The organism is Streptomyces sp. NPDC046122, from assembly GCF_056429965.1.
In genome coordinates this window covers 76451-91868 of the sequence record NZ_JBWKLQ010000008.1, presented here as the reverse complement: position 1 = coordinate 91868, position 15418 = coordinate 76451, and the positions used below count along the sequence as shown (strand labels likewise).

15 protein-coding genes and 1 pseudogene are annotated in these 15418 nt (G+C 72.2%); 9 read left to right on the top strand and 7 right to left on the bottom strand.

Features of this window, described 5'->3' with window-relative positions; genetic code table 11:
- The first annotated feature begins 27 nt into the window (after nucleotides 1-27).
- The 4 genes from AC07FK_RS21980 (at nucleotide 28) to AC07FK_RS21965 (ending at nucleotide 2569) form a co-directional block, all read left to right on the top strand.
- Nucleotides 28-1017 carry a hypothetical protein gene (locus AC07FK_RS21980; RefSeq protein ID WP_479106621.1) on the top strand — a complete coding sequence of 330 codons (990 nt, stop codon included), beginning with the start codon at nucleotides 28-30 and terminating at the stop codon, nucleotides 1015-1017.
- A gap of 62 nt (nucleotides 1018-1079) precedes the next feature.
- Nucleotides 1080-1736, top strand: coding sequence for a DUF433 domain-containing protein (locus tag AC07FK_RS21975; RefSeq protein WP_479106620.1), 657 nt, complete (start codon nucleotides 1080-1082; stop codon nucleotides 1734-1736).
- Complete coding sequence (locus tag AC07FK_RS21970) at nucleotides 1726-2112, top strand: PIN-like domain-containing protein (protein WP_479106619.1); 387 nt, start codon at nucleotides 1726-1728, stop codon at nucleotides 2110-2112. Before AC07FK_RS21975 ends, AC07FK_RS21970 begins: the two co-directional genes overlap by 11 nt.
- Before the next feature lie 40 nt (nucleotides 2113-2152).
- A complete protein-coding gene (locus AC07FK_RS21965) occupies nucleotides 2153-2569 on the top strand; it encodes a hypothetical protein (RefSeq protein WP_479106618.1) in 417 nt (138 codons plus the stop codon).
- A gap of 37 nt (nucleotides 2570-2606) precedes the next feature.
- Here AC07FK_RS21965 and AC07FK_RS21960 read toward each other — a convergent pair whose 3' ends face one another.
- The 5 genes from AC07FK_RS21960 to AC07FK_RS21940 all read right to left on the bottom strand — a co-directional run bounded on the left by AC07FK_RS21960 (nucleotide 2607) and on the right by AC07FK_RS21940 (nucleotide 7153).
- Nucleotides 2607-3173 (bottom strand): tellurite resistance TerB family protein, encoded by a 567-nt coding sequence (locus AC07FK_RS21960; RefSeq protein ID WP_479106617.1) that lies wholly within the window; start codon nucleotides 3171-3173, stop codon nucleotides 2607-2609.
- 109 nt (nucleotides 3174-3282) lie between these two features.
- Nucleotides 3283-4149, bottom strand: coding sequence for an ABC transporter permease (locus AC07FK_RS21955; RefSeq protein ID WP_479106616.1), 867 nt, complete (start codon nucleotides 4147-4149; stop codon nucleotides 3283-3285).
- Nucleotides 4146-5174 carry an ATP-binding cassette domain-containing protein gene (locus AC07FK_RS21950; RefSeq protein ID WP_479106615.1) on the bottom strand — a complete coding sequence of 343 codons (1029 nt, stop codon included), beginning with the start codon at nucleotides 5172-5174 and terminating at the stop codon, nucleotides 4146-4148. The genes AC07FK_RS21955 and AC07FK_RS21950 overlap by 4 nt, the downstream gene beginning before the upstream one ends.
- A gap of 102 nt (nucleotides 5175-5276) precedes the next feature.
- Complete coding sequence (locus AC07FK_RS21945) at nucleotides 5277-5717, bottom strand: hypothetical protein (protein ID WP_479106614.1); 441 nt, start codon at nucleotides 5715-5717, stop codon at nucleotides 5277-5279.
- An 83-nt stretch (nucleotides 5718-5800) separates the two neighbouring features.
- Nucleotides 5801-7153, bottom strand: coding sequence for an aminotransferase-like domain-containing protein (locus AC07FK_RS21940; protein ID WP_479106613.1), 1353 nt, complete (start codon nucleotides 7151-7153; stop codon nucleotides 5801-5803).
- A gap of 98 nt (nucleotides 7154-7251) precedes the next feature.
- Between AC07FK_RS21940 and AC07FK_RS21935 the strand changes: the two genes are divergently transcribed.
- Nucleotides 7252-8091, top strand: a complete 840-nt coding sequence (locus tag AC07FK_RS21935) for an alpha/beta fold hydrolase (RefSeq protein ID WP_479106612.1) — start codon at nucleotides 7252-7254, stop codon at nucleotides 8089-8091.
- Between the two features lie 30 nt (nucleotides 8092-8121).
- Nucleotides 8122-8385, top strand: coding sequence for a DUF2630 family protein (locus AC07FK_RS21930; RefSeq protein ID WP_479106611.1), 264 nt, complete (start codon nucleotides 8122-8124; stop codon nucleotides 8383-8385).
- 590 nt (nucleotides 8386-8975) lie between these two features.
- On the opposite strand, the gene AC07FK_RS21925 is transcribed toward AC07FK_RS21930, so the two are convergent.
- Nucleotides 8976-9386 carry an RNA-binding S4 domain-containing protein gene (locus AC07FK_RS21925; protein WP_479106610.1) on the bottom strand — a complete coding sequence of 137 codons (411 nt, stop codon included), beginning with the start codon at nucleotides 9384-9386 and terminating at the stop codon, nucleotides 8976-8978.
- A gap of 198 nt (nucleotides 9387-9584) precedes the next feature.
- Between AC07FK_RS21925 and AC07FK_RS21920 the strand changes: the two genes are divergently transcribed.
- Together AC07FK_RS21920 and AC07FK_RS21915 are read left to right on the top strand one after the other, a co-directional pair.
- Entirely contained in the window at nucleotides 9585-11060 is a 1476-nt protein-coding gene (locus AC07FK_RS21920; RefSeq protein WP_479106609.1) for an APC family permease, read from the top strand.
- Nucleotides 11061-11124: 64 nt separating this feature from the next.
- Entirely contained in the window at nucleotides 11125-12117 is a 993-nt protein-coding gene (locus AC07FK_RS21915) for a hypothetical protein (RefSeq protein WP_479106608.1), read from the top strand.
- Between the two features lie 85 nt (nucleotides 12118-12202).
- On the opposite strand, the gene AC07FK_RS21910 is transcribed toward AC07FK_RS21915, so the two are convergent.
- Entirely contained in the window at nucleotides 12203-14263 is a 2061-nt protein-coding gene (locus AC07FK_RS21910; RefSeq protein WP_479106607.1) for a PhoX family protein, read from the bottom strand.
- Between the two features lie 624 nt (nucleotides 14264-14887).
- Here AC07FK_RS21910 and AC07FK_RS21905 point away from each other — a divergent pair.
- Nucleotides 14888-15418, top strand: a pseudogene (locus tag AC07FK_RS21905) (hypothetical protein); the annotation flags it as partial.

The window sequence follows — 15418 nt, the reverse complement described above, 5'->3', positions numbered from 1 at the left end:
TCGAGGACGAACCAAGGAGTCCCGAGGATGCTTCGGCATGCTATCGCGCCCCTTCGGCGCTACACCAAGGCTTCGCACGACATCGTGCAGCACCCGCGTCTGAACAGCGACGCGAAGATCCTGCTTCTGTACGTGCAGGGACTCCCCGAGGGCTCGACCGAGAGGCCGCTGAGCGCGCACGCGGAGCGGCTCGGGATCAAGGGCCGGGCGTACCAGAAGGTCAAGCAACTCCTCACTGTCTGCGGGTTCCTGCACGAGTGGCGGCACCAGAACGAGCGCGGCCGGTGGGTGACGGACCAGCTCCTCGCCAACGTCCACCTCACGACCGAGGAGGCGGCGGCGGTCCGGGACGGCGACGTACCGAGTACGCACATGCGGACGGTCGGTGAACCGGTGCCTCAGGTGGTCGGTGACTACCCTCCGGGGGATAAGAACGAGGAAAAGAACACTCCCCACCCACCCCCCGTCCCACACAGCGAAACGGCCGACGCACGGGGTGGCGACACGGAAGGCGCTTCGGACGCAGTCCTTGCCGACGCCCCGGACGACGACCCGCAACGGGCCGCTGCCGAGGACGTGTTGCTCTCGCTGCGGCAGTCGCGCCGTGAGCTGCACCTGGGGGTGAGCGAGGCGCGTACGCTGTCGGCGGTCGCGGCCGACTGGCTGCGCAGGGGCATCAGCCCGGCGGACCTGCGGTACGCGCTGACCAGCGAGCTGCCGCCGAACGGCGTCCGGTCCGCCGTCGGGTTCCTGCGCCACCGGCTGACGGTGAAGATGCCGCAGGAGCGGTCCCTCGTACGCCGGACGCCCGAGGGACCGCCGCGCACGGAACACCGGCTGAAGGCGCTCATCACCTGCGAGGGTCCCGGCTCCGAACACGTCTTCCGGCCCGTGGGCGACGAGACGCAGTGCGGCCACTGCCGCCAGGAAGCGGCCTGGAAGGCCCACCACGCGAAGTACCCGCACTTCGCCCCGCCCCCGCTCCCGCTCCCGCTCCCACTCCCGCGTACGAGCTGAGACCGCCGTGCAGGCCGATGTGGAAGGATTCGAGCAACGGGATCGGCAGAAGGGAGACGGTCGTGATCGACAGGTTCACGGACGGGCTCCTCACGCCTACGGAGACGTCGTCGTATCTCCAGATTCCGCAGTCCACGCTGGACAGCTGGCTGCGGGGCAGGGCGGCCGGCGCACCGTTGGTCCACCGGGTCGACCCAGTGGGCCCTCGACAGCCTTCGGTGCCCTTCGTCGCGGTGGCCGAGGCGTATGTGCTGCGGTCACTGAGAGACCTCGGACTGCGGATGAGTGAGATCCGCGAAGCGGCCGAAGCCGTACGAGCAGCCTTCGACACGCCCTACGGCCTGGTCTCGAAGCGCATCGCGACTGACGGCGTCGACATCTTCGTCGAGCACGGGCTCGGTGACTTGCGAAGAGCCCGGGACGGTCAGGCTCCCATCCACGAGGTCGTCGCGGGGTACCTGCGTTATCTGTCGTGGGAGGCGGGAGACGAGTTCCCTTCCAGCCTTCGGCTGAGGCAGTACCCGGCTACGGTCCCTGTCGTCATCGACCCGCGGTTCGGACACGGGCTCCCCGTGGTCGAGGCCAACCGGGTGCCGGTGAAGGCGGTGACCGACCTCTGGGAGGCCGGGGAATCGGTCGAGGACATCGCGTACGAGTACGAGATGGAGCCGGAGCAGGTGGACGCGCTGTGCCGGGCCGTGGTGCGCCTTGCCGCCTGAGTTCTTCCTCGACCGCAACCTGGGTCGACGTGTCGCCGAAGAACTGGGGGCGCTGGGGTGGCGCGTCCACCGAATCGGGCAGGTGTTCCCAGCGGACGCCCAGGACGTCCCTGATGAGGAGTGGATCGTCCACGGACTCGCACAAGGCTGGGTTCCCTTGTCGAAGGACGGCCGCATCAAGACACGGGACCGGGAGATCCAGCCGGTGCGGGATCGAGCGGCGGTGCTCTTCTACCTGGACAATCAGCAACTCCGGACCATGGAGATGGTCGGACGCCTCCACGCTCATCGGGATGCCATCCACAAGGCGGTTGGCCGAGGAGGCCCGGCCGCCTATGCCGTGCGGTGCGAGCGTATTGACCTTACCTGGCCATGATGCGGTGCCGCATGGCCGAGCCCGTGCCTACGATGCCGTGATGGTGGATCACGATCCGGTCGGCTACGTGCGGTTCCAGGGTGCCGTTCCCCGGGCGGGGGGCAACTTCCCCGGGGTCTTCGGGCTCGTCAACAGCCTGGCGCGGGAGGGGCGGCTGACCGCCGCGCAGGAGCGGTTCCGGCGTACGCACAACGACTGGTACGACGCGGCGTACACCGATCCGAGCACCGTCGACCCGACCGTCTACGACGCGCGTGTCAACCCGGGTGCGGCGGCCTGGTTCAAGCCGGCCGCCGTGGAGCTGATCGCGCGCGTGGACGGCTACCTGGAGATCCTGACGGCCCACGGCGTGGAGTGGCAGCTCGTGCGGTCGGACGATCCGGGACGCGTCGTCTACGAGGACGCGCACCAGATCGTCGTCGTCCCGTACGGGCGCGGGGAGCGGACCGGCCGCTGACGCACGGCGCGGCCGGTCAGCCGCCTCCACGCGCCGCTCAGATGCCGAACTCCGTCGGCGGGACCCCGAGAGCGGCGCACGCCTCGCGGATGGCGTACTGCTCGGACGGCTCGAAGTGGCCGTCCGCACCGGCGACGACCATGCCGGTCTGGATGACCGCGCGGGCCTCCGCGGGCTTCTTGGCGGCCTTGGCGATCACCTGGAGCGCCTCGGCCTTGCCCAGCTCGAAGTTGGCCAGCAGCCGGTCCACATGCTGGTTGAAGCGCTGGCGGAGCTGGTCGGCCGGGAAGTTCTGCAGAACCTCGTTGGAGACGATCAGCTCCTCCACCCGCTGGCGCTCCGCCGGCTCCACCTGACCGTCGGCCGCCGCGACCAGCGCGCACATCGCCATGCTGGCGTCCCGGTACGCGCCGCTCTTGAGCTCGGTCTTGACCGACGCGAGCTGGGTCTTGAACAGCCCCATCAGCTGGGCCTTGGACCCGCCGGAGGCGGAGCCCGAGCCCGATCGGGACCCGCTCTGCCCGTGGCCCCCGCTCGTGCCCCGCGTGCCCTGGGACTGCTGGAAGCTCTTGGCCTGGTCCTTGATCCGGTCCCACATCACCACTGGTGCCACCTCGGCTAGTACGGCTGTCGACTGCCTTCGCGATCTGACAGGTGAACGTCCCCGGCGGCAGCCGGGTTCCCGGATGGCAAAGACGGAGTAAAGCAGAGCGTCACTTGCGGTTGTAGAGACGCATCGTCACCGTGCCGAACACCGCCAGCAGCACCGCCGACCAGCCCAGCGTCCAGGCGATGTCGGCGGCCGGCCAGTTGCCCGCCATCAGTTCCCGTACCGCCGTGGCCACATGGGTCACCGGACTGTTGTTCACGAACGCCTGGAGCCAGCCCGGCATCGTCTTCGGGTCGACGAAGACGTTGCTCAGGAACGTCAGCGGGAAGATCACCATCATGCTGACGCCCATCACCGACTTCTCGGTGCGCAGCAGCAGGCCGAACATCGTCCAGATCCACGAGAAGGCGAACGAGAAGACCATCAGCAGCGCCACACCGGCGGCCACGCCGACCGGGCCGCCGTCCGGCCGGTAGCCGATGATCATGCCGACGGTCAGCATGACCACGGACGCGATCAGGTAGCGGATCACGTCACCGAGCAGGTAGCCGACCATGGGCGCCGGACGCCAGATCGGCAGCGTGCGGAAGCGGTCGAAGACGCCCTTGGTGATGTCGGTGTTGACGGCGACGCCGGTGTACATCGTGATCATCACGATGCTCATGGTGAGGATGCCCGGCAGCAGGAACTGGACGTACTCCTGGACCGACCCGGCGAGCGCCCCGCCGAAGAGGTACGCGTACATCAGCACCATCATGATCGGGAAGGCCGTCACGTCGAAGAGCTGCTCCGGCACGTGCTTGATCTTGAGCATGGCGCGCCAGCCGAACGTCAGGGACGCGGAGAGCGCGCTGGGGCGCGGCGGCCGGTCCTTGCTCACCAGGAGCGCGGCGAGCTCCTCGGCCTTCGGGGCTTCGAAAGTGAGTTCGTCGGCACCCTGGCCCTTGTCCTTGGTCGCGACGGTGCTCATGCCGACACTCCTGTGGTCGAGTCGTTCATCGGGTCACTGTCCGGTTCACCCTGCTTGTTCCGATCGGTCAGGGCCAGGAAGACCTCGTCGAGGCTGGGCTGCCCCAGCGCGAAGTTGTCGACCGTGATGCCCGACGAGGCGAGCTCCGAGAGCGCCCGCGCGGCCTGTTCCGCCGCGCCGAGGTCGCTCGCCTGCCCGTCGACCGTCGCCGTCAGGGCGACGGGGTCCGCGTCGAGCTGCACGGTGACGCCGAGCGCCCGCCGCAGGACCTGTTCGGCCTGCGGTCGCTGCGCCGGATCGCGCAGCCGCAGGTGCACGGATCCGGAGCCGACCGACGCCTTGAGCTCGCCCTTCGTGCCCTCGGCGATGACCTTGCCGTGGTCGATCACGGCGATGCGGGACGCCAGGTGGTCGGCCTCGTCGAGGTACTGGGTGGTCAGCAGCACCGTCGTGCCCTGCGCCACCACCGCCCGCACGATGTCCCACACCTGGTTGCGGCTGCGGGGATCGAGGCCGGTCGTCGGCTCGTCGAGGAACAGCAGGTCGGGCGTGTTGAGGATGCTCGCGGCGATGTCGATGCGCCGCCGCATGCCGCCCGAGTAGTTCTTGATCTGCCGGTCGGCCGCCTCCGCGAGCCCGAACGCCTCCAGGAGCTGGGCCGACCTGGTGCGCGCTGCGGTCTTGGAGTGGCCGAGGAGCCGGCCCAGGAGCACGAGGTTCTCCGTACCGGTCAGGTCCTCGTCGACCGACGCGTACTGCCCGGTGAGGCTGACCCGCCCGCGCACCGCGTCGGCCTCCCGCACCACGTCCTTGCCGAACACGTGCGCCACGCCGCCGTCGGGGCGCAGCAGCGTCGCGAGCATCTTCACCGCGGTGGTCTTTCCCGCGCCGTTGGGCCCGAGGACGCCGTACACGGTGCCCGCGGGGACGGCGAGGTCGATGCCGTCGACGGCCCGGTTCTCGCCGAACACTTTGACCAGGCCCGCCGTCTCGATGGCGAGCTCCGGGCCGGGGTGTCCACTCATGTCTTCCGCCCCTCCGAGGGGTCGTCGGATCGTCTTACCCAGTGCAGACCGCCCCGGAGCCCGGAAGTAATCGCTCGCTGGACCTACGGCTCGCCCCCGGTCTCATTCCCGCGTGTAGAAGACGTAGAAGGCCATGGCCCCCAGACCGGCTCCGACCGCCAGGCCGATGACGACGGCGTCCAGGAGGGTGTTGTCGGCCAGGCTGTGCAGGAAGCCGATCGCCACGCCGGTAAGCGCGCCGTACGCGGCGGCGCGGACCAGGGGGATCATGCGGCCCCGGGTCTGCCCGAGGAGGAAGCACAGGCCGGCCACGACGGCCGCGCAGAGCATGCCGAAGCCGAAGTTCAGGCCAGTCACGGCTCCGGCGTCACGGGCCAGGAAGGCCGCGTAGTAGCCGTACAGGAGGCCCAGTACGACGGGCACGACGACGCGCCGGCGGCGCTCGGCCCTGGTCCCCTGGTGTCGCGGCCGGAACCGTCCCATCGATCCCGACGGCTTGGCCGGCCCGCGTGACCGGCCCGGAATCGCCGTGTGTCCAGCCATCGCAGACTCCTTCCGCAGCGCATACGCGCACACCCCGCCCTCGCTACCAGGGCACACCCGCGGGCGGTGGTCGGCAAGTGGATCTACGGGCCGCCGGGCGGGCCCTGCGCCGCCAGCTCGGCGAGCGTCTCCAGCGCGTACGACAGAACCTCGCGCGGCGGTGACGCCAGGCCGATCCGCACGGCGTCCGGGGCGGTGTGCGGCGGTACGGCGAAGGCCCGGCCCGGGGTGAGGGCGATGCCGCGCGCCGCCGCGGCCGCGACGAAGGTGTCCGTACGCCAGGGCGCGGGCAGCTCCCACCAGCAGTAGTACGCGCGCGGGTCGGTGCGGACCCGGAATCCGGCGAGCCGGTCCCGCACGATCCGGTGCCGGGCCGCCGCGTCGGCGCGTTTGGCGGCGACGACGGCGTCCACCGTGCCGTCCGTGATCCAGCGGGTGGCGGCCTCCAGGCCGAACCCGGCGGCGGTCCAGGCCCCGGAGCGCAGCGCGTCGGCGAGCGGGCCCCGGTGGGCGGCGGGGGCGGCCAGGAAGCCGGTGGTCAGGCCGGGAGCCAGGCGCTTGGAGAGGCTGTCGACGAGGACCGTGCGCTCGGGAGCGAGGTCGGCCAGGGGAGCGGGGGCGTCGGGGGCGAGGAACGCCCAGGTGGTGTCCTCGACCACCCCCGTGCCCGCGTGCGCGCACGCGTCGGCCAGGCGCGACCTGCGCTCCTCGCTCATCGTCACCGCCGTCGGGTTGTGCAGCGTCGGCTGTACGTACACCGCGCCGAGCGGAGCGCCGCGGTGCGCGGCGCGCAGCGCGTCGGGGCACATCCCGTCCCCGTCGGTGGCGATCGCGACCAGCGTGACCCCGAGCCGTTCCGCGATCGCCTTGACCAGCGGGTACGTCAGCGCCTCGACGCCGAGCCGGCCCCCCGGTCGGACGAACGAGGCGATGGCCGCGGCGATCGCCTGGCGGCCGTTGCCGGCGAAGAGCACCTGGTCGGGGTCCGGCCGCCAGCCGCCCCTGGTCAGCAGCGCGGTCGCCGCCTCGCGGGCGGCGGGGGTGCCGTCGGCGGCGGCCGGGCGGGTGGCCGCTGCCAGTACGTCCGGGCGCAGGAGGCCGGTGAGGGACCGCGCCATGAGCGCCGACTGGCCCTCCGCCACGGGGTAGTTGAGCTCCAGGTTGATCGTGGGCGCACCGCCGGTCGCGGCCGGTTCCTCGGCGAGCGCGTGGCCGGGCGACGGAGGTGCGGCCCGTACGAATGTGCCGCGCCCGACCTCGCCGACGGCCAGGCCGCGCCGCACCAGTTCGCCGTAGACCCGGATCGCGGTGGAGTTCGCGATGCCGTGGCGGCGGGCGAAGGCGCGCTGGGTGGGCAGCCGGTCGCCGGGGCGCAGGCGGCCGGCGGTGATCTCGGCCGCGACGCGGTCGGCCACGCGCCGGAAGTCCTGTGTCACGTAATCCACTCCTTGCCTCTGCCTGACTGCGGTGTGGCATTGCACCGAGAGCAAAGACCCTATTGCACCGAGGAGTTGAGGGCGCCTAGCCTCTGGTCATGGCAACCGCGGCAGACGTCAACGGCATCACCGTCCGCTACACCGACGAGGGCGTCGGCCCGCCGCTCGTCCTCGTCCACGGCCACCCGTTCGACCGCACGATGTGGGCCCCGCAGGTCGCGGCCTTCGCCCCCACCCACCGGGTGATCGCCCCCGACCTGCGCGGTTACGGCGAGAGCGAGGTCGTCCCCGGGGTGACCCCGCTGTCCGGCTTCGCCGAGGACATCGCGGCCCTGCTCGACCACCTCGGCATCGAGAAGGCCGTGTTCGGCGGCCTCTCCATGGGCGGCCAGATCGTGATGGAGTGCTACCGCCTCTTCCCCGGCCGGGTCGCCGGCCTGGTCCTCGCCGACACCTTCCCGGCAGCCGAGACGGACGAAGGGAAGCGGGTGCGCGAGGCCGCCGCCGACCGGCTCCTCGCCGAGGGCATGGCGGGGTACGCCGACGAGGTGCTGGACAGGATGGTCGCCCCGTACAACACCGAGGCGGCAGCCCACGTCCACCGCATGATGACCGCCGCCCCTCCGGCGGGCGCGGCGGCGGCCCTGCGCGGACGGGCGCGGCGGCCCGACTACCGCGAGCTGCTGACGCGGGTGGGCGTGCCGACGCTGGTCGTGGTGGGCCGGGACGACTCGTACACGCCCGTCGCGGAGGCCGAGGCGATGCACGCCGCGATCCCCGGGTCGGCCCTGGTGATCGTCGAGAAGGCGGCCCACCTCCCCAACCTGGAGCGCCCCGAAGCCTTCAACGCGGCGCTCGGGGAGTACCTCGCAACCCGGCCCGTCCTGCCCCGGCCGGGCTGGAGCTGCACGGCGGCCGGAGATGTGCTGGGCTGGTAGCGGGACCGATCCGACGGAGGCGAGTCCGCCATGGCGAGCGACAGGGAAAACGCCGACCAGCAGATTCTCGACGACATCAACAGCCTCGTCGGGGAGGAACGCGAGCTGCGCGACCGCTCCACGGGCAAGCTGGGGCTCGACGAGGCGGAGCTGGCGCGGCTCAGGGCGGTGGAGGTGCGGCTGGACCAGTGCTGGGACCTGCTGCGGCAACGCCGGGCTAAGTCGGAGTTCGGCGAGGACCCGGGGGAGGCGCGGGTGCGCCCGGCGTCCGAGGTGGAGAACTACAAGAGCTGACCTTTGTCCACAGCCTGTGGACAAAGGAAGCCGTCTTCACCAGGCCCGGGCTGGACGGGGCCTGGAGGCTCACTCGCGGCCCGGTGTCGTGCCGGCGGTACCGGGAGGGGACGTGGCGGGGCGCTCCCCGCAGGGTGTCGAACGCAACCGCCCCGGCACCGCTCGCCCCCAAGGCAGACGCCCGAGGCAGGGGTCAGAACAGGGGAAGCTGCCCCGGGAACGGGGGAAGTTCGTATCCGTCCAGAGTGCGCTGGGCCGCAGCCGGCGGTGCGGCCCGCTTCGAGCCCCCGCACAGCGTGAGTTCCGCCGTGGCAGCCCGCGTCCGCGGATCGTGGCGTACGAACCGGCCCGCGACCACGGCGACCTCACGGCCGCAGACGGGGCACGGACGGCGTGGAGAAGTCGACGACATGCGCCCCACTCTGCCAGCCCCCACTGTCATCGGGCAGGGTCGGAGGCCACGACCAGCGGGGGGTCGGCGGGCGCGGCCGGCTGCCAGGGGCAGCCCCCACGGCCGGGGGCCCGGTCAGCGGGCGCGGCCAGCGGCCCGGTCGCACGCACTGCCGGACCGGCACCCCCGGCCACCACCGTCAGCCGCCCGTCGGCCTCGGCCCCTGCAGCCGCTCCATCTCGCGCCGGTCACGCTTCGTCGGCCGCCCCGCCCCCCGCTCCCGCACCGCGACCGGCGCGACGAACTCGCGCGGCGGAGGCGGCGGACTGTTGTCGACGTAGCACTCGGCCGCCGCCGGAGCCCCCACTCGCTTGCGGATGATCCGTGAGACGACGACGACCCGCTCGCGCCCCGCGTGGAACAGCCGCACCTCGTCCCCCGCCTTCAGCGCGTGCGCCGGCTTGACCCGCTCGCCGCCCACCCGCACGTGCCCCGCCTTGCAGGCGGCCGCCGCCTGGGCGCGCGTCTTGGTGAGCCGTACCGACCAGATCCAGACGTCGATCCGTACGGTCCCGGCGCCCGCGCCGTGCGTCATGTCGTCCGCAGCCATGCTCCGAGGGTACGACCGCCGATCGGGCCGTGCGCGCCTCGCCCGCCGGCCGCACTACTATGCGCACGATCTCCCGTCCGGAGGGGACACCTCCGGACCTGGACCACATTTCTGACTTGTCGCCACATGTCGTGCCGGACAAGGGGAATAGAGGATTCCTCTTGTGTCCGGCGCACCTCAGCAAGCAGTTGGGACCGCATGAGCCACAACACCGGCAGAGGGCTCCAGCCCAACGCCCTCGGCACCTTCGAGACGATCGTGATGGCCGTCGCGGGCAGCGCCCCCGCGTATTCCCTCGCCGCCACCACCGCCGTCCTCGTCGGCGCCGTCGGTCTCGCCAGTCCGGCCGCGCTCCTCTACTGCGCGATACCCATGCTCGGCATCGTCCTGGCCTTCGGCCGGCTCGGCCGGATCGACGTGAACGCGGGCGCCACCTACTCGTGGGTCGGCCGCACCCTGCATCCGTTCCTCGGCTTCATCAGCGGCTGGGCGCTGGTCGTCGCCGCCACCATCTTCATGGTCGCCGGGTCGCTCCCCGCAGGTCAGATGACCCTTGCGCTCTTCGACCCGGACCTGGCGTCGAACACCGCGCTGGCCACCGCCGCCGGCGCCGGCTGGTTCCTGCTGATGCTCGGCGTCGTACTGGGAGGAGCGCGCCTCTCGGCCCGCGCCCAGCTCCTGGTCTCGGGCGTCGAGCTCGTGATCCTCGTGCTCTTCGCCGTCGGCGCCCTCTTCCACCGGGGAGCGGCGGCCGCCTTCGAATGGTCGTGGCTCGGCTTCGGCCACTTCGACGGTTTCACCGGATTCGCCGCCGGCACCCTGATCGCCGCCTTCTACTACTGGGGCTGGGACGTCACCAGCAATCTAAGCGAGGAGACCCGCAACAGCCGGCGCACGGCCGGGCTCGCCTCGCTCGTCGGCGTGGGCATCGTCTTCCTGCTCTTCGTGGTCTTCACGATCGCCGTCAACGTCATCCTGACCACCGAGCAGATCTCGGCGCACGACACCAACGTGCTCGCCGTCCTCGGTGACGCGATCTGGCCCGGGATCGGCGGCAAGCTCATGGTCCTGGCCGTGGTGCTCTCCACCATCGCCACCCTCGAAACCACCCTGATCCAGGTCACGCGCTCGCTCTTCGCGATGGGCCGCGACCGAACGATGCCCTCCGCGCTCGGCCTCGTGCACCGCCGCTGGAACACCCCGTGGGTCGCCGTCGCGGTCGTCGGCACGGTCGCGCTGATCCTCTTCGTCGCCTCGAACGCGCTGGGCTCGACCGACGAGATCATGGCCGACGCGCTCGCCGCGATCGGCCTCCAGACGACGCTCTACTACGGCCTCGCGGGGCTCGCCGCCGTCGTCGCGTACCGCAGGACGCTGCTGTCCTCACCGAAGGACTTCGTCCTGGGCGGGGCCTGGCCGCTGCTCGGCTCGGTGTTCATGTTCTGCGTCTTCGCCGCCTCGCTCACCGAGATCGGCGCGGCGGCCGTCGCGATCGGCCTCGGCGGCCTGGCCGTCGGCGTGATCCCGATGCTCTGGTACTGGCGGCGGGGCAGCGCGTACTACAGCCCGGCGCGGCTCGACGCCACTCGTGCCATCGAGATCGAGGCGGTGCACGTCAACTCCGGCTCCGAGCGCGGAGACTTCGCCGACGCCGGGCTCCCCACCGATTTCTGAGCGTGGCAGGCCCGCGAGCCGTACCTTCTTCCGACCGTTCGTCTTCTGAGCAGGAGGTGTTCCGATGGCCGCACTCCGCCGCCGCTTCTCTTCCGGCTCCGGCTCGGGTACCGGTTCGGGTCCGGCACCCGACTTCGACCCGGACTTCGGGGACCGGCCGCTGACCGCCGCGCGCCAGGACATCGTCATCGGGCGCTGGCAGGGCGTGCGCGACCTGCTCCGCGAGACCGGCGACGACTGGCCCCTGCGCACTCACCGGCTGCGCCTGCTGTCGCACGCAGCAGCCGCCAGCTCCGTGGTGGAGGCGTGGCGGGCGGCCGAACCGGACAGCGCCGACGCCGCCGTGCTGCGGGCCGCGACCGAGGTCGTACGGGTCTTCAACCAGGCCATCGAGGCCGGCCGGGGCAGCGAGGTGGACCGCACCCGCATCGACGTGGCCGTCATGGCCTGCCTGAGCGCCGCCGACGCACGGCCCGCCGACCCGATGCCCTGGGTGTCGCTGCTGACGGTGGCGCGGCTGTACGGCGACGGGGTCGGCCGGGCGGAGCTGCGCGAGTGGTGGGAGGAGCTGCGGCGCCGCGACCCGTACAACATCGAGGGCCACGTGCAGCTCCTGCGCTACCACTCGGCGCGCTGGCACGGTACCCACGGCCGGATGTACGACTTCGCCCGCGACGCGGCGGGCGCGGCCCCCGAGGGGTCGCCGCTGCCGGTGCTGGTGCAGATCGCGCGGGTGGAGGAGTACCGGTACGTCGCCGCCGCCGCGCAGGGGCGGCCGGTGCGCGGCTTCGACCAGCACTGGCACCACGAGCTCGCGGTGACCGAGGTGCGCAGGACCCGGGAGCGGTGGCTGGGCGGCCGGGCCCCGGGCCCGGTGCTCCCCCAGGAGGTGGGCGAGCTCAACTACCTCGCCCACGCGGCCTGCCACGCGCAGCTCCCGGAGGTGGCCCGGGAGGTGTTCGCCCTGCTGCGCGGACGCGCGGCGCGGGTGCCGTGGTCGTACACGGGGGACGCGGCGGAGCAGTACGTACGGTGGCAGGGCCAGGTGGTGAGGTAGGCGGGCCCGGCAGGGGGAGGGGCGAACGGGACGCGGGCGCCGGACCGGCTCCGTGGAGTCCGTCCCGTGCCCCCGCCCGCCGCCGCTACACGCCGATGGCGCGGCCGTCCTTGCGGTAGACCGCCACCACCGACGGGCGGACGATCTTGCCGGGGCCGTCGGGCCAAACGCTCGCCGGCTTCTCGACGCTCGCGCCGTCGATCTCGCCCGGGTGCTGGACCGCGACGAGCACGCGGCGGTCCTGGATGACCGGGCCGCAGGTCTCCGCGCCCTTCGGGACGGTCAGGAACTGCTTCAGCTCACCGCGCCGCTCGCCGCGCGTCGCGACGCCGAAGAGGCCGTCGTGGGAGCCGAGCTGGTTGCCGTCGGTGGAGATCCACAGGTTGCCGTGCGGGTCGAAGGCCAGGTTGTCCGGGCACGAGATGGGGCTGACCCGGTCCTTCGGGAACCCCGCGAAGTACGTGGCCGAGTCTTCCGGGTCGCCCGCGACCAGGAAGAGCCGCCAGGCGAATCCGTCCGACGCCGGGTCGTCCCAGTGCTCGGCGAGCTCCAGCACCTGGCCGTGCTTGTTGAGGTTGCGCGGATTGGCCTCGTCGGCGCCCGCCTTGCCGGGCTTGCCCCGGTCGGTGTTGTTCGTGAGGGCGACGTACACGCGGCCGGTGCGGGGGCTCGGCTCGACGTCCTCGGGGCGGTCCATCTTGGTCGCGCCGACCTTGTCGCCCGCGAGGCGGGTGAAGACGTACACCTCGTCGGCGGTCATGCCGGGCACGTGCGAGGTCGTGCCGGTGGCGAGCGGGATCCACACGCCGCTGCCGTCGAACTCGCCGTCGTTCGGCAGCTTGCCCGTGCCGTCGATCTCGCCGGGGGAGTCGCCGGTGATCTTGGCGACGTACAGCGTGCCCTCGTCGAGGAGCGTGAGGTTGTGCTCGCGGGCGGCCCGCGAGTCGCCCTTCTTCATCCGCTTGGAGGAGACGAACTTGTAGAAGTAGTCGAAGCGCTCGTCGTCGCCCATGTAGACGACCGGGCGGCCGTCGGCGGTCAGGCGGGGCTGGGCGGCCTCGTGCTTGAAGCGGCCGAGCGCGGTGCGCTTGCGGGGCGTGGAGCCGGGGTCGTACGGGTCGAGCTCGACGACCCAGCCCTGGCGGTGGGGCTCGTTCGGCTCCTGCCTGACGTCGAAGCGCTGGTCGAACAGCTCCCACTTGCGTTCGGTGGCGCCGGTGGAGATGCCGTAGCGCTTGTCGGTGGCGCTGGAGCCGTTGGCGAAGTACTGGTTGAAGTTCTCCTCGCCGTGCAGCGTCGTGCCCCAGGGCGTGGTGCCGCCGGCGCAGTTGTTGAGCGTGCCGAGGACCTTCGTGCCGGTCGGGTCGGCGGACGTCTTCAGCAGGTCGCTGCCGGCGGCGGGGCCGGTCAGCCGGAAGACGGAGGTCGTGTGGAGGCGGCGGTTCAGGTGGTGGCGGGGGACCGGCGTCAGCCTGCCGGACTTGCGCTCCTCCTGGACGACGACGACGGACAGGCCGTGCGCGGCCCAGGCGGTCTCGACCTGCTCGCGGGTGGGGTTGGCCGGGTCGTACCCCGTGAACATCAGGATCTCGTCCGTGTACTCGTGGTTCGCGACGAGTACCTGGCGGCCGTGCTCGCCCGGCAGCGGGAGCAGCGAGAGGAAGTCGTTGTTGTAGCCGAACTGCCCGGCCTGCGCCTTGGCGGACTGCTTGTCCGGGTCGAAGGCGGGGGCGCCGCGCAGGATCGGCTCGCCCCAGCGGATGACGACGTTCTGGGCGTACCCGGCCGGGACGGTGACGGCGTCGGCGGTGTTGGGCGCGACGGGCGCGAAGCGCAGCCCGCGTGCGCCGTCCTTCGTGCCGAACGGGCCCGCCTGGGGCTCGGCGGCGCTCTCGGCGGCCACGGCGCTCGGGGCGCCGGGGCCCGCGAGGGCCGAGGTTCCGGCGGCGGCGGCGACGGTCACCACGGCGGCGGCGCGCATCATCGACCGTCTCGACAGCGCACCGGCTATGACGTCACCGGCGTACTCGTTGTCGCTGGTGTTCGGAACGTCCTGGAAACAGGCGTCTCCGCAGCGGTAACGACAGGTCAGCGCGGAGCGCCCACCCGAGTGCGGCGAGTTGAGCAGCGGCAGCAGATTGCGCACGGACCCCTCCGGAATGGCTGTACGGGATGTGGTTCGGCGCGCCTGCGCCGACAACGTGTCGGAATGTCTCCGGCCGTGACGTTAGGGGCGTACGACCCCGCTTCGGCGGCCTTGGGGTGAACGTGAGGTGAATGCGGAACGGCCGGGCGGAAGTTGGTTCGACGGCCCGGCGGAGGCCGCCGTGGGGACCCGCCCGGTGCGCGTGGCGTCACGGAAGTGGGCGACGGGCGTGGGAGGTTGGTGGTACGCGCCGGGGCGCCCGGAGGGGGCGCGTTCGGCATCCGCGTCCGCCGCCGCGAGCCGCGCGCGCCCGCAAGGGGAACGGCACGCCTGACCCTCCCGAAGATCGGCGGGCGGGGCCGCTAACCTTACGTGTCCGCCCTGGCCAGGGATCATCCGCCGGGTGCGGGCGTGCATCGCACCCAACTCATGCGAAAGGCCTCGCCCATGGGCATTCGGAGCTTGCTGCGCAAGGTGTTCGGACGCGATCGAGCGGAGAGCAACGAGCAGTCGCCGGCACGGGAGTCCTCTGCGGCAGCTTCCGTTCCGTCCCAGGCCGAACGTAAGCCGGAGCCGGCCACCGCGCCGGAAACGGAATCCGCGACCGCCGAGGCCCGGGAGACGGTGGCGTCGGTACCGGCCCCCGCCCAGGTCCCGGCCACCGAGGACGAGGCCCCGGCGGCGGACAAGCCGGCCGGGAAGCCGGCGCCGGGCATCGCGTCGGACCTGGTGGCGGCGGCCTTCGACAACCCGTCCCCGGCGGGCTCGTCGTCCTCGTCCCGTACGAAGGCCCCCTCGCCCGGACCGAGCGTCCCGGCCCAGTCCACCCCCGCCGCCGCGAAGCCGTCGGCTGCGGTCCCGTCCCAGTCGTCGGGCGACTCTCCGAAGCCGCCGGCGGCGTCCGGTGAGACCGTTCCCGAGGCCCCGGCCGCTGAAGCTGAGCCGGTCGTGGAGCCCGAGCCCGAGCCCGAGCCCGCCCCGGCCGCTGAGGCTGAGCCGGTCGTGGAGCCCGAGCCCGAGCCCGAGCCCGCCCCGGCCGCTGAGGCTGAGCCGGTCGTGGAGCCCGAGCCCGAGCCCGCCCCGGCCGCTGAGGCTGAGCCGGTCGTGGAGCCCGAGCCCGAGCCCGCCCCGGCCGCCGAGGCTGAGCCGGTCGTG